This window comes from Streptomyces sp. NPDC038213 (genome assembly GCF_055600495.1).
On record NZ_JBVJYM010000043.1, the window covers coordinates 1 to 12,923 of the forward strand.

The following is a 12,923-nucleotide window of genomic DNA, read 5'->3' on the forward strand; positions in this document are numbered from 1 at the left end:
CCCGCGGAGCGGGTTCCTCCACGCTACGCGTGGAGGAGAGAGCCGCCGAGCTGCGCTCGGCGAGGCTCGGCTTCGCCGAGCTATGGCCGGCCTTCGGCCGGTGTCCGGCGCTTTGCTTCGGACAGGTTCGGCTTCCGCTGCGCTTCATCCGAACCGGCCTGCTCCGCAGGCTGGTTCCTGGCTTCGCCAGGAACGGAAACCCGCTGCGCGGGTTTCCGGGCCTTCGGCCTTGGGGTGTCCGCTGCGCTCCCACCCCTGGTTGAACAACAAGACATAGAGAGAATCAAGGAACGTGCAGGTCAGAGCGTTGCTATATGGCCTCTGGGGGCTATTCATCTAGCCCCCAGAGGCCATACCTGTCCCACATGAGGGACAGGTGGAGTTCATGGAGCGCGGTGCGTCCCACATATGGGAAAGATGTGTCGCAGCATTGGTGAGTCATGCGTCCCCTATAGGGGACGCATCGGTACCATGATGGTTACTCACATCCCCTATAGGGGACACGTGGAACAGGAAAGGCACCGATGGGGCAGACCCAGGCTGTGAACAGGCGCACTGGAGAGATCGTTGAGCAACCCGAGTTGGAGGGGTACGACTGGTCTCGGAGTAAGCGCCACACCAACACGAACAAGAGCATTGGAAAGGAGATTTGGGACAAGGACTCGGGGTTGAACCGGAACGACCGAGATGTCCTCGGCTTCTACATCTTCAACTCCCCTCCCGGCGGCGGCCCGGTTCGCAAGAGCTTCGGGGAGATCGCTGAGCGGCTGGAGATGAAGCGGGTCACTGTGGGGCGGTGTGTGAACCGCCTCGAAGCGGCCAAACTGTTGATCGAGGCAGAGAAGGTTGGCCGCGTAAAGTTCTTCCGACTGAACGCCCGGTTCAATTTTGATGGGAAGTCAACTCAGCAACGTGCGGCGGTCCGCGGCGTGCCGCACCCCGTAATCCCGCTCCCTGAAGAGGAGGCAATGTGACCACGGCGCCGGCCATCGAAACCGAAAATTCATGGGTCAGCCCTCATGAACTGAACGACCTGCTGATCAGGGCGGCCGACCTCCAGGGGGCGGACCTTCGTCTGCTCATGTACTACGCCACCGTGGTCCCTCTCGGCGAGGCGGTACCGGAATCCGTCCGTGCGATCGGCGAGCGACTCGGACTCGCGTCGACCAGCAGTGCACGGTCCGTCAAGAAGCTGCTGAGCGCTGGGTGGCTCACGCTTGCCTACGAGGCCGCAGGGATGCGTTTCTACCGCCTGGGCCCCCTGGCCCACCCCGCCGCTGCCGAGCCGTCAGACGGGCAGCCAGAGGGCGCCATGGCATCGGTTCACCATCTGTCCTTCCCCGGTCGAGACTGAGCCCACTCAAAACAGCAGCGCCGCCGGCCCCTTGTGAGGGGCCGGCGGCGCTTTTGCTGCGGGCCGCGCGGTCTTACGCGCGGCCGCCATTTAGGGGCAGACGCTCGTAGACGAGCTCCATTCGGTCCGCGGCCCCAGTGATGCGGGCGACTTCGAGGACGCGCCCTTGGGGGTCGCGAGTAACGCGCTCAACGACCAAGACGGATACCCGGCTGCCCAGGGAAAGTTCGGCCGCTTGCTCTGCTGTGGGGATCCAGGCTGTCACCCGGTGGTCGGCCTCTTCGGGGAGCAGCCCCGCTGCGGACATCGCCGCCAGGATGCCGCCTACGATCTTTCCGGGACGATCCAACCCGGCGGCCTGGGCGACGGCGAGCGGATACCACGCGTCCTGAACCTGGATGACTTCGTCACCGACCATGGCGCGTCGGCGGCGGTGGACCACGGGCGCCCCGGGCGTGACGCCGAGCAACTCGGCGATGTCAGCTGGTGCCGGCGACTCCTCGGGCGGCTGGACTGCCATGCGTCCATCTAGGCCTTGAGCCGCAGTCGCCCGCTCCCACGGGCCCTTGTCGCCGGGGGCCAGCGCTGCTTCGTAGACGCTGAAGGGGATCCGTACGCGATTTCGGCTGCGGACCACTGTGCCGACGCCTGGTTTCGACGTCGTGAGGCCTGCCTCCTGGAGCACGCGATAGGCCCTGTTCACCGTTGTGATCGTGGCGCCGAATTCTTCGCATACCGCACGCATCGACGGCAGGGCATCGCCGGCCGCGAGCTCCCCGCTCTCGATCAGGGCGCGGAAGTGGCTGGCGATTTCGTCGTACCCGCCGGCGCGGCCCTTTCTCCTGCCTGCCATCGCTTCCTCCTGATCTCGGTCCGTCATCAAAGTGTAGTGCTTGACCTAGCTTAAGTGTAGTGCTCTACTTAAGGGGTAGTCGAAAGCAACGCACCGCGAAGCTGCGGCTACAGAGCGGTTTCGGCTGGTCAAAGCGAGATCGCGATGCGGCTCCGGTGCCCTCCGCCCCATGCGGGTGGGGCTGACGGATGGCCGCTCGGTTTCACCGTTGAGAACTCCATATGCGTGCAGCTCATCCCAAGACCCGGCCTTACCGGTCGCGGCATCGCTCGCCATGAGGCGGGTGGACGTGAGGAACGTAGGGGGGACGGCGTGCACGAGCGGCATCGGCGACAAGCCGGCCCGGCTGCCCCTGCGGCGGTGCCGGGCGAAGATCGCGACCCCAAACGCTTAGACGACGGCGCCGAGCCGTCGCCGTCCGGCATCCCCGCGAACCGCGTCGGGTGCCGGTCGGCGGCCCCTCGGCCACCGCACGGCGGGTGCTACCAACACCCTCGGGCGGCGCTCGCACGCACCAGCAGTACGGAGGTACCCCTCATGGTTCCTACGCCCCGCTCGCCCCGCCCGGCCCCGCCGGCCCTTGGGCCCCAGCCCGGCTACCCGCTCTTGACGACCCGGGTCTCCCGCGACTCGGGCCGCACCTGGGAGGAGACGGTCACGGTCTGGTCCACGGACCACCTCACGCCCGACACGGGTGGGGCCTGGCCGCCCTGCGAGTGCCCCCGGCACCGCACGATCTGACCCCTACGGAAAACGACGGCGGCCCGGCCCCGGCGGTGCTACCAACACCGTTGCCCCGGGTCCGGGCCGCCTGCACGCACCGTCCCCGCAGAGATCACCTGACGAGGAGCAGCACATGCCTGACCGTACCCGCCCCGCCGCCCGTACCCGTGCGCAGGACGACGCCTGCCCGCTCTGCTGCTGGTGGCGGTGCCGCTGCGCCGGCTTCGCGTTGACCTCCGGTGACTCGGACCCCGACATGGACGAGATCCTGCGGCGGGTCCGCTCCGGGAAGTAAGCGCCCTCGGGTGAGGGCCCCTGACCCGGCTTCGACCGCTCCGGGCGCGGCGCACGCCGTGTTCCGGGCGGTCACCCGGCGGGACGGCCGCCTGTGCCGTACCGCCGGGTGTTGGTCGCTCGCGACCGTGCTGGTCCCGGCCGCCCGGCTGGTCGATGCGGTCCGCCTCGCAGCCGAGGACCTGACGGCCGTCTGCGGCCCGCACGCCGACGACGCGGACCAGGCCGGCCGCCGTACCCGCGAGGCGGCCGCCGAGGCCGCCCTCGCCTCCGCACAGCTCACCTTGTTCACCGTCTGACCCCCAACGAGGGAGATGCCCCGTGTTCCGCATCATCAGCTCCGCCACGTACGCCGCCCTGCTCACCGACCGGGAGGCCCTCGGGCAGGCCCGGTCCGACCTGGAAGCGGTCACCACCTCCCGGGCCGAGGCCCTGGCCGACCTTGCCCGTGACCGGGCCGCCGCGGACAGCCTCCTGCGGCAGCTCGCGAAGGCGCACGCCGACGGCATCGCGTTCGAGACCGGCGCGCAGGCCGTCATCCGGCAGGTCACCCGCGAACGGGACGCCGCGCGTGAGGAGGCCGGCGTTCTTGACGAGATCCGCCAGGACGTGACCCGGCTGCGGGAGTACGCGGCGGATCCCGCTCACGGCAACTCCGTCCGCGGCGCCATCGCGTACGAGATCCTGCGGGACCTGATCGGCCGCGCCCGCCACGAGCGGGCCGAGGCCGGGGAGAGCAGCGGTCTGACCCGCCCCTTCGACATGGTGGCCCTGGTCCTCGGCCTCGACCTGGAGGACACGGACACCGACGCCCCGGCCCGCGCGGCGGCCCCGGCCGGACAGGAGGAGGGCAAGTGAGGGAGATCCGGGGCGTGGTCGTCACGCCCATGACGTTCGTCGCCGCGTTCTTCACGACGGTGTCCCTCGCGTGGACCGGGTTCAGCATCACGGACCTGATGGCCTCCGGCGCGTGGGGGCTCCTCGCCGCGGTCAGCGTGGACGGGCTGTGGGGGGTGGTGCAGTACCTCGACTACAAGGGGATCGGGGGCCGGACCGTGCAGGTGCTCGGCTGGATCACCCTCGCCGCGGCGTGCGGCCTCCTCGGCTACCACGGGCACACCATCAACCCGGCTGCCGCCGTCGCCGGGGCGCTGCCGCCCATCGTGGCCAAGGCCGCGTGGATCGGGGACATCCGGCTGCGCCGGGACCCGACCGCACTTGCTCCGAGTCAGGAGGCGGAGATCAACGACGTGATCCGGGAGTCGGAGTACATCGCCCGGAGAAAGGCTGCCGAGATCGAGCGGGACGCCGCCGCCGAGATTGCGCTGATCCGGGCCGAGGGCAGGGTCGCCCTGGCCCGCGACGATGTGAACTTCGAGATCGGGTTGGCGCGGCTGCGGAAGCGGGACGAACTGGAGCGCCGGCGCCCGCTGGAGCTTGCGCCGGTCGGGGGCGACCACCGGCCGGTTCGGTTCGCCCCCGAAGCGAACGACGGGGCGAACGGAGTGGCGAGCGCTCTCGATGGTGACGGCGATGTTCGCCCCGACGACGTTGAGCTGTTCGCGGACCTCGTGTCCGACATCGCTCAGCCCGATGGGGCGAACAGTGCAGGTGAGGGCCACGGAGCTGTCTCCGTGTTCGGGTTCGGAGCGGTGCTGGCCGACGCGAACGGACGGGCCCGGCAGGCGAACGCGACGGCTGGTTCGCCTGCGAACGGTTCGCCCGCGAACACGAACGCCGACGGCGGTTCGCGCGAAGCGGCTGTAGCGGAGTACCTCGCGAGCGTTCGGGCGGGCGAACCGCTGAGCGGTGCCGAACTCGGCCGCCGGTACGGGCGAACGGCCCGCTGGGGTCAGAAGATCATCGCCGGAATCAAGGCCTGACCCGTCACCCAGAACGGCCCGCCCCCGAGGAAAGCGGGGGCGGGCCGCCTGCTGACCGTACCGCGAACACGGCCCCGACGGGGGCGGCCTCGGCCGCCCCCGCTCCGACTGGCGCTTGCCCTGCCGGACCCGGCCTCGCGCCGGGTCCAGCTGAGTGACCACCAGCCCCGACCCATCTACCTGCCCCCGGACCTGGAGGAGCACCGTGGCGACCTCGCCCGACATCAACCGCCCCGAGCAGTACGACCAGCTGCTCGCCCTGCCCGCCCTGACCCAGTGGACGGCCGCCCGCCAGCAGGAGCACGCCGCCGACGCCGACGCGTACACCTCCGCCCTCGCCGCAGTACAGGCCGGCCTCCGCTCCCAGCACGTGCCGGGCGACGGCCGCTGGTCGGCCGCGATGCGGTCCCGGAAGGTGGAGAAGCACCTCCGCCGGGCCGCCCGTGCCGCCCGCCAGCAGGAGAGGGCGATGGAGGACCTGCGCACGGCGTACGCCGACCACGTTCACCACCTCGCCGCGCTGCCCGCCCAGCGCGAGGCCAAGCAGCAGGCGCGGACGGCCCGGAGGGACAGCGGCCGCGAGCTCCTGGCCGACGCCGTCGCCAAGTCCCTCCACAAGACCGCCGCCGCGGTCACCCCCGCCGCCGAGGCCGCCGAGGCCTCCGGCCGTTCCGGCCCGGACGTACCCGCGGCGCCCGCCCCGGCCGCTCCGGCCCGGGGGATCAGCGACCTGTGGCAGCGGGGCGCCTGATGGACCAGCAGCCGATGACCGCGGAGCAGCGGCGGGCCTACAACCGCCGGATGCACGCTGTCCGCCGCCAGCAGGCCCAGGCCGAGCGGGGGCCGCGCGGCACCGCCGAGCTGTGGTGGGACGAGGCCCGCCGGACGGCCCGCGAGACGGGCGAGGACGCCGTCTGGGCGGACCTCGCCCGGACCCTCGCCAACTTCTGCGAGCGCAACAACGAGCGCAACAGCCAGTAACCGGCGGGACCTTCCTCATCCTCATCACCACCGGCCCGGGACCGTGACCGCCTCGCGCATTATGCGAGCGCGTGAGCGCAGGAGCGCGCGAGCGCCCGCGCGCGTACGCGAGGCGGTCACGGTCTGTCAACACCCCTGGAGACGTCAGTGGACGACAACGTGATCACCTTCCCGAGGGCGGCGGGTCCGCCGGACCCCCCGCCGCTGCCCCCCATCGACCCGCCGCCGCTGCCGCCGGTCGACCCGCCGCCCCTCCCCGCACTCGGCCCGCCGGCCCTCCCCGCGGCCGGTCCGCCGCCCCTTCCGGCGGACCCCACTCCCCCCTCGGCCCCGCCGCCGGACCCCGGTCCGGACAGCGGGGCCGACCTTGTACCGGCCCGCGTCCGCCGGTCGGCCGCGGACGACTTGGCGGCCGCCACCGCCCCGGCGCCCGCAGGCCTGCCCGCGCTGCCCGAGGCCCCCGAGGCGCTGCCCGAAGTCCCCGCCACGTTCAGGTCCGAGGCCCCGACCCCCGCGGCCACCGCGGCCCCCGGGGCGGCGCCCCGGCTCGGGGCGCTGTCCCTGTCGGCGGTGCTGGCCATTGCCCTGGCTGCGCTCCGAGGCACGGTCACCCTGGTCGGGGACTGGCGCCAGCGCCGGGCCGACCATGCCGCAGAGGAAGCCGCCTGGCGCGAGGCGCGGCTGAACCGCAAAACCGCACAGGAAAACGCCCTCGCCAAGGCGGCCGGCGCCCGAACAGTGCCCCCGGCCCCGGAGTTCGGCCGCAAGGCGCTGCACGACGCCCGTAAGGCCACCGCAGGGCCCGCGGGTGGCAGCGGAGCGGGGAAGCCCGGAAAGGGCCCCAGCGGCCCGCCCACGGGCCCCGCAGGGGCACCCGGGAAGAAGCCGGCCGACCGGCCGCAGCCGGGCGTTGGAAGGGCGGCGCCGCTGGACCCGCCCAAGCCCAAGCCCCCGAAACCGCCGGAGCGGTCCGGCGACCGGCCCCCGGCCAAGCCCCCGGCGAAGGACGTCGGCACGCCCGGCCGGGGAGCACAGCAGGACGGCCGTAAGCCCGCCGCCAAGGCGCCGGACAAGCCCGCCAGGCCCTCCGCCGGGGTCGTGCCCCCGGGCCGGGGCAAGGGCACGCCCGGTGGCACCCCCAAGGGGGCGCTGGAGCGGGCCCGGGACCGCAAGACCGCGGGAGCCGACCTCGACCGAACCGGACGCAAGCCGGACCCCGCGCGGCTGACGGACCGGCAGGGCAAGGGCGGGCCCGGCACGGCCCCCCGCACCGGGACCAAGGGCGGGCCGACCGCCGACACGGACAAGAAGGCCAGCACCCCCGGCAAGCCGGCACCCCGCAAGTCCGACTACAAGGGGCGGGGAGGGACCAAACCCGTGACCAGGGTCCCCGGCGCGAGGCACGGCACCCGCGAGGGGTACGACGTGGACGAGTGCCGGTGCCGCCGGTGCCGCCGGGCCGACGCCAAGCGGCGCACCCCCGGCCCGGCCGCGCCCGGCAGCAGCGGGCCGGCCGCCTCCCCGCCGCCGGGGAGGGCCGGCCGTTTTCGGGACCGCGCCCGCCGGACGTGGAAGCGGCGGACCGGCCAGGACGACGCGTCCACCGTGCCCCCGCCGCCGCGCGGCTCCTGGAGGGTGCCCCCGGACGGCGGCCCCTGGTGGGCCCCGCCCCGGGCCGAACGGCGCACCGCGCGCGAGGACTTCCACGCCGCGACGGCGTACACGGAGACCGTCATCACCGTGGAACGCGCCGACCGCCCCGCCCGCCGCCCCGACCCGGCCGGGACCCCGGCCGCCGGCGCCCTCACCACCGGAGTCCCGGGCCTGCCCCGCGCCCCGCACCGCCCGGCCGGCCCCCGCCCCGGCACCACCGCCACCGCCACCGAGACGAAGGAGGCCCCCGTGGCCGCCCCCGTGCGCATCCCCCGCCCCGCCGCCCCGCACGGCGCGGCCCCGGAGCACCAGACCGACGTCACCCTTGACGACGTCCTGGACCACCTCGCCACCGCCAAGCGGCGCTGCTTCACCACGTACGACGAGTGCGCCGTCCTCGCCCAGCAGGCCCGCACGCTCTGCCGCGCCCTGGAGGAGCTGGCCGTGGAGCTGCGCGAGCGGCACAACCTGATCGGCCGCCTCACCGCCCGCGCCATGGACTACCTCGCCGAAACCATGGACCTCGCCGCCCGCAGGGCCGAGGAGATGCGGGGCCGGTCCCTGGGGGCCGCCGAGGCCGTGGAGACCGCGCACGACGCCATGCACGACGCGTACCGGCCCATTCAGGACGCGACCGCCGCCGCCGGACTGGTCATGCCGTCCGCCCGCATCCACAACGAGGACTGACCATGAGCGATCTTGTTCCGATCACCCCCAACCTGCCCGCCACCACCGGCGGCCGCGCCCCCGGCTTCCGCACCCTGACCGACCGGGTGCTCTCCTTCTCGACGTCCGCGATCGCCCTCACCGCCGGGCTGAACAAGCTCCGCCGCCAGATGGAGGCCGACGCCGACGAAGCGGACAACCTCGCAGAGATGTGCGTACAGGCCGAGGTCGAGCCGGGATTCACCGCGCTCATCGAGGAGGCCGCCCGCGAGCTGCGGGCGGTCGCCACCGCCTCCGGGGAGATGGCCGCCGCCGCCGACCTGATGGGGCACGCCGCCAGCGAGATGGCCGACTCCCACCAGCGGGAGTACCGCGGCATCTACGAAGCCGTGAACGCCTCCGGCGTTCAGCAGGCCAAGCCCGGCTTCTACCGCACCCGCTGACCCTTCCACCGCCCGCAGGGGCCCCGGACCGTACCGGTCCGGGGCCCCTGCCGTTCGCCCCGAGCCCGTCACCGGAGGACGACCGTGACCGCCGAGACCATCCCGCCCGCCGCCCTGCCCGCCCGCCCCCTGCCCGCCCCCCGCCTCCTGGCCGTCTCCGAACGCGTCCTGTACGGCGCCGGGGGCATCCTCGCCGCAGTCGGCCCGCACACCGGGGCCGTGCCGCTGCACGTGGCCGCCGCGGCGGCCGGCGCCGGGGCGCTGGCCCACCTGTGGCGCCGCACCCGCGGCGGCGCCCTCGGCCTCCTCCTCGCCTCCTACCGGGCCCTGCCCGTCCTCGGCCTCACCGGCGCCTACGCCGCCGCCCTGGCCGCCCCCGGCACCGCCTGGTGGGAGACCGCCGCACCCCTCGCCGTCGCGGCCGCGGCCGCCATCGCGGTCCCGCTCACCCGCTCCTTCGCCGTGGCCTGCGCAGCCGCCGAGCTGCCCGAGCTGGCCGCCGCCGAGCTGCCCGAAGTCCTGGACGCCGAGGAGGCCCCCGCCGATCCGGAGGACTACGAGAGCGGACTCCAGCAGATGTGGGCGGCCGCCCCCACCACCGGCGACACCCGGCTCGTGGCCATCGACTGCCCCGACCCCGACCGCCGCCCCGACTTCACCGCCGTCATCCTCGCGCCCGTCGGCCAGGCCGTACCCCGGGCACTCACGGCCACCGACGTCGCCGCCGTCTTCGACGTGCCCGTCGAAGCGGTCACCCTCTCCCCCGTCACGGGCTCCGGCCCCGGCCGCCTCGCCCTGAGCGTCGCCCCCGCCGCAGCCGCCGCCGAGGCCATGGAGAGCGCCGAGGACGACGAGGTACGCGCCCTGTGGGACACGCGGGTATCCGGCCCCAAGGGCGCAGCACCCGGCATGCACCTCGCGGACTACCGGCTCACCGGGGACCGGCTCGTGGTCCTGGTCGAAGCTGACGAGGACAAGATGATCCACCTGCCCCGCAAGCCCCTCGCCCGCGCGCTGCGCGTACAGGACCCCGAGCTGGTCATGGTCGAGACGGACGGCATGGGACACGGCGTCGTCACCGTCTACCGCGAGCACCCCCTCATCCACATCCGGGAGGCCACGCGGGCCGATCTGACGATGGGCCCGGACGGGCGGATCACCATCGGCCTGCGCCACGACGGCCGGCCCGCCCGCATGTCCCTGTACGACCCCGAACTCGGCGCCCTGACCGACCTCCTTGTCGGCGCGCCCGGCTCCGGCAAGTCGGTCACCCTGCTGACCGTGCTGGCCGCCGAGCGGCTGTCCGGCGTCGTCTCCGTCGTCGCGGACGCCCAGGACGGCATGAGCCTGCCCGAAGCCCAGGGCCGCGTCTTCCACTTCGGGGCCGGCCGCGCCGCGATGGGCGCCACCCTCGCCGCCGTCTGCGCCGTCGCGGACTACCGCGAGAAGATCAGCGCCGCCCGAGGCTGGGGCTCCTTCACCCTCGGAGACCCGTGGGCGCTCCTCATCGCCACCCTGGACGAGATCAACCGCGTGCTTGCCGCCGACGCCGACGTGCACGCCGACTTCCGCAAGTGGATGGCCGGCATGGTCTCCCGACTCCAGCTCACCGGCCGCAAACTTGGCATCGGCATCCGCTTCGCCGGGCAGTCCATCCACCTCGAAGACCTGGGCGACTCCGACAAGATCCGGTCGGGAGCCCGGCAGGGCACCGTGTGGCTCGGCCGCGTCAACGGCTCCATGACCCGCCGCATGGCCACCGACATGACCACCGGCAGCGTCGAAGTAACCTCCATCCCCCGCCACTTCGGCACCGGCGGGTCGGGGGAGCTGGAAGCCGCCTGGACCGGGCAGGAAGCCGCCCCCGGGCCCGTCACCGCCGGGTGCGCCTGGATGATCCAGAGCGGCCACCCGTCCATGACCCGGACCTTCCGCGCGGTCAAGGAACGGCGCACCTACCCCGGCCTGATCGCCCTCATGGAGGCCGCCCCGATCCCCGGACTCACCCCGGAGGAGACCGACGTCTTCACCGCCGCGTACGCCGAGTTCCTGCCGTACGCGGAGCGGCTGATGGTCCACGGCAAGGAAGGGAACCGGAAGGGCGCCGCCGAGGACGGCGAGGACGACACGAACCACGCCCCGGACTCCCCGGCCGCGGCCGCCACCGCGACGGCGTCCGCCCCGGCCCCGGCGGGCCCGAGCCTGCGCGACCTCATCGTGGCCGCCCTGTCCGCCGGCCCCCGCGCCACCCGCGAGATCCGCCAGGCCGTAGGCGTCGGCACAGACACCGGCCCGTCCGCCGGATCCGTCGGCAACGCTCTTACCGCCCTCCGCGAGGACGGCGTCATCGTCCCGGCCGGACACGGCCGGTGGGCCCTCACCGACACCAGCGCCACCCAGCACTGACCCCACCCACCCGGCACCGAGGCCCGGCCCCGCACAGGGCCGGGCCTCCCCCGTGCACCACGACCAGGAGCATCGGCATGACGACGTACCTCGACCCCGCCCACCCCGCCGGACACGCCCCGGCCCCCGCACCGATCGTCCACCAACCCCGCCCGTACGACACCGAGCACCAGGCCGTGCTCCTCCCCGCACATGCCGCCGACCCGCACCGGGCACTCGTCCGACTCGACACCGGCCAGTGGGTCACCGCATACGTGCCCGCCCCACCGCCCGTCACCGTGCCCACAGCCCCCGAGACCGCCCCCGCCCGGCACGGCCTGACCCCAGTCGAGCGGACCGCCGTCACCGTCACCGGCAGCCTCTGCGCCCTGACCCTCTCCGCCGGAGGAGCCCTCGCCATGGCTGGCCCGTACCTCGCAGACCTCGCCGGCCTCGCCCTCGGCGCAGCCGCCCTCCTCGGCACCGCCGCCGCCGGGTGGCTCCTCCTCCGCCTCGCCGGACCCCTCACCCGCACCCACGGCCAGCCCGCGGCCTCCCCGGCCTCCCCGGCCGCGCCAGTCACGGTCACCATCACCGGGACCGGCGGACAGGGCGGCCGATGGGCCGCCCGAGGCGGCATCGGAGTCCACATCGACCACCTCACCATCAAGCCCTGACCACACCCAAAGGCCCCCCGGTCTGCCCTTCGTGGGAGATCGGGGGGCCTTCTGTGTTTCTCTGGAGGGGCTCAGGGGCGAGCTTCGGTCATCGTGTGAGTCCCGCCTCGACATCCACATAATCTGGGCGAAGGAAGTGGCAGGTCAGAGGGGGTGTCATCAACATTCTCACCCTCTAATGATTCTGGGTGTTTGTGTCAATATCCCTGGTTGGAAACCTAGTTGTCCACATGGCTGATGCGCGTCCCTTCACGCCGTCAGGTCCAGATCCCGCGCCTTACTGTTCGGTGCAAGACAACGGAGGCCGCCATGCCCGGCGGCCTCCGTAGATGTCCCGACCCCGATCTGCCTGAACAGGACGGACCTACCCATGGAATCACACCCCTCCCGCGGGATCAGCGCGAAGTGGACGCGGCCCCGGCCCGCCGACATCGTCATCTCCGGAACCCTGTACTACCTCCTCTACCTGGAACCCGCAGTGCCCCCGCTGCTCGCCGCCCTGATCGCGGTCACCGCGCTCCGCTGCATTCGGCTCTCCCGGGCTGTCTGAAACTGCACCACTTAGCCGGGCCTGACAGGCCCTGCCTCCCAGAAGGGGACTGAGGGCCGGCCTACGATCAGGGCGATACCAGACACACTGAGGCCCTCGCGAGATCTCGCGAGGGCCTCAGTGTTGTCCGGCCCTACTGGGCGCGGAGTTTTACGGCCGTAAAACTCCGCGCCCAGCCACCGCCGCGGGCTGGATCGTCTCGCGGCTCACCGGCACCCTCTCCCGGCCCGCCGTAGCCGGCACCCCCACCCCAGCTGCCCCGGCGCCCGTCACCGTGGCCGTGACCTGCACCGGCGGTACAGGCGGCCGGTGGGGCTCCCGCGGCGGCACCGGTGTCCGAATCGACCGCATCACCGTCCAGCGCTGATCCGTCTCGACCCGCGCACCACACCTCCGAGCACGACCAGGCCCCCGGGGCCGCCCTCATCAGGGCGGCCCCGGGGGCCTTTTCGCTTTCCGCA

14 protein-coding genes are annotated in these 12,923 nt (G+C 73.2%); 13 read left to right on the forward strand and 1 reads right to left on the reverse strand.

From position 1 onward, the window contains the following. The first annotated feature begins 524 nt into the window (after positions 1-524). Both ACZ7JZ_RS33700 and ACZ7JZ_RS33705 read left to right on the forward strand, forming a co-directional pair. Complete coding sequence (locus tag ACZ7JZ_RS33700) at positions 525-974, forward strand: MarR family transcriptional regulator (RefSeq protein WP_470946342.1); 450 nt, start codon at positions 525-527, stop codon at positions 972-974. Further along, positions 971-1,354, forward strand: a complete 384-nt coding sequence (locus ACZ7JZ_RS33705) for a MarR family transcriptional regulator (RefSeq protein WP_470946345.1) — start codon at positions 971-973, stop codon at positions 1,352-1,354. Before ACZ7JZ_RS33700 ends, ACZ7JZ_RS33705 begins: the two co-directional genes overlap by 4 nt. 73 nt (positions 1,355-1,427) lie before the next feature. Here ACZ7JZ_RS33705 and ACZ7JZ_RS33710 read toward each other — a convergent pair whose 3' ends face one another. Then, complete coding sequence (locus ACZ7JZ_RS33710) at positions 1,428-2,207, reverse strand: GntR family transcriptional regulator (RefSeq protein WP_470946346.1); 780 nt, start codon at positions 2,205-2,207, stop codon at positions 1,428-1,430. A gap of 856 nt (positions 2,208-3,063) precedes the next feature. Here ACZ7JZ_RS33710 and ACZ7JZ_RS33715 point away from each other — a divergent pair. The 11 genes from ACZ7JZ_RS33715 to ACZ7JZ_RS33765 all read left to right on the forward strand — a co-directional run bounded on the left by ACZ7JZ_RS33715 (position 3,064) and on the right by ACZ7JZ_RS33765 (position 12,462). Continuing rightward, positions 3,064-3,225 carry a hypothetical protein gene (locus ACZ7JZ_RS33715; RefSeq protein WP_470946347.1) on the forward strand — a complete coding sequence of 54 codons (162 nt, stop codon included), beginning with the start codon at positions 3,064-3,066 and terminating at the stop codon, positions 3,223-3,225. Between the two features lie 127 nt (positions 3,226-3,352). Then, on the forward strand, positions 3,353-3,523 hold the full coding sequence (locus ACZ7JZ_RS33720) for a hypothetical protein (RefSeq protein WP_470946349.1): 171 nt from the start codon (positions 3,353-3,355) through the stop codon (positions 3,521-3,523). A gap of 22 nt (positions 3,524-3,545) precedes the next feature. Beyond that, entirely contained in the window at positions 3,546-4,082 is a 537-nt protein-coding gene (locus ACZ7JZ_RS33725) for a hypothetical protein (protein WP_470946350.1), read from the forward strand. Then, the gene (locus ACZ7JZ_RS33730) at positions 4,079-5,107 is read left to right on the forward strand and encodes a hypothetical protein (RefSeq protein ID WP_470946351.1); all 1,029 of its coding nucleotides are present in this window, start codon (positions 4,079-4,081) and stop codon (positions 5,105-5,107) included. The genes ACZ7JZ_RS33725 and ACZ7JZ_RS33730 overlap by 4 nt, the downstream gene beginning before the upstream one ends. A 205-nt stretch (positions 5,108-5,312) precedes the next feature. Continuing rightward, positions 5,313-5,858, forward strand: coding sequence for a hypothetical protein (locus tag ACZ7JZ_RS33735; RefSeq protein ID WP_470946354.1), 546 nt, complete (start codon positions 5,313-5,315; stop codon positions 5,856-5,858). Further along, a complete protein-coding gene (locus ACZ7JZ_RS33740; RefSeq protein ID WP_470946355.1) occupies positions 5,858-6,088 on the forward strand; it encodes a hypothetical protein in 231 nt (76 codons plus the stop codon). Before ACZ7JZ_RS33735 ends, ACZ7JZ_RS33740 begins: the two co-directional genes overlap by 1 nt. Positions 6,089-6,235: 147 nt before the next feature. Further along, positions 6,236-8,428, forward strand: a complete 2,193-nt coding sequence (locus tag ACZ7JZ_RS33745; RefSeq protein ID WP_470946356.1) for a hypothetical protein — start codon at positions 6,236-6,238, stop codon at positions 8,426-8,428. Between the two features lie 2 nt (positions 8,429-8,430). Then, entirely contained in the window at positions 8,431-8,850 is a 420-nt protein-coding gene (locus ACZ7JZ_RS33750; protein WP_470946358.1) for a conjugal transfer protein TraB, read from the forward strand. Positions 8,851-8,934: 84 nt separating this feature from the next. Next, entirely contained in the window at positions 8,935-11,256 is a 2,322-nt protein-coding gene (locus ACZ7JZ_RS33755) for a hypothetical protein (protein ID WP_470946361.1), read from the forward strand. Positions 11,257-11,333: 77 nt separating this feature from the next. After that, positions 11,334-11,912, forward strand: coding sequence for a hypothetical protein (locus ACZ7JZ_RS33760; protein ID WP_470946363.1), 579 nt, complete (start codon positions 11,334-11,336; stop codon positions 11,910-11,912). Between the two features lie 370 nt (positions 11,913-12,282). Next, entirely contained in the window at positions 12,283-12,462 is a 180-nt protein-coding gene (locus ACZ7JZ_RS33765) for a hypothetical protein (protein ID WP_470946364.1), read from the forward strand. Positions 12,463-12,923 lie beyond the last annotated feature (461 nt).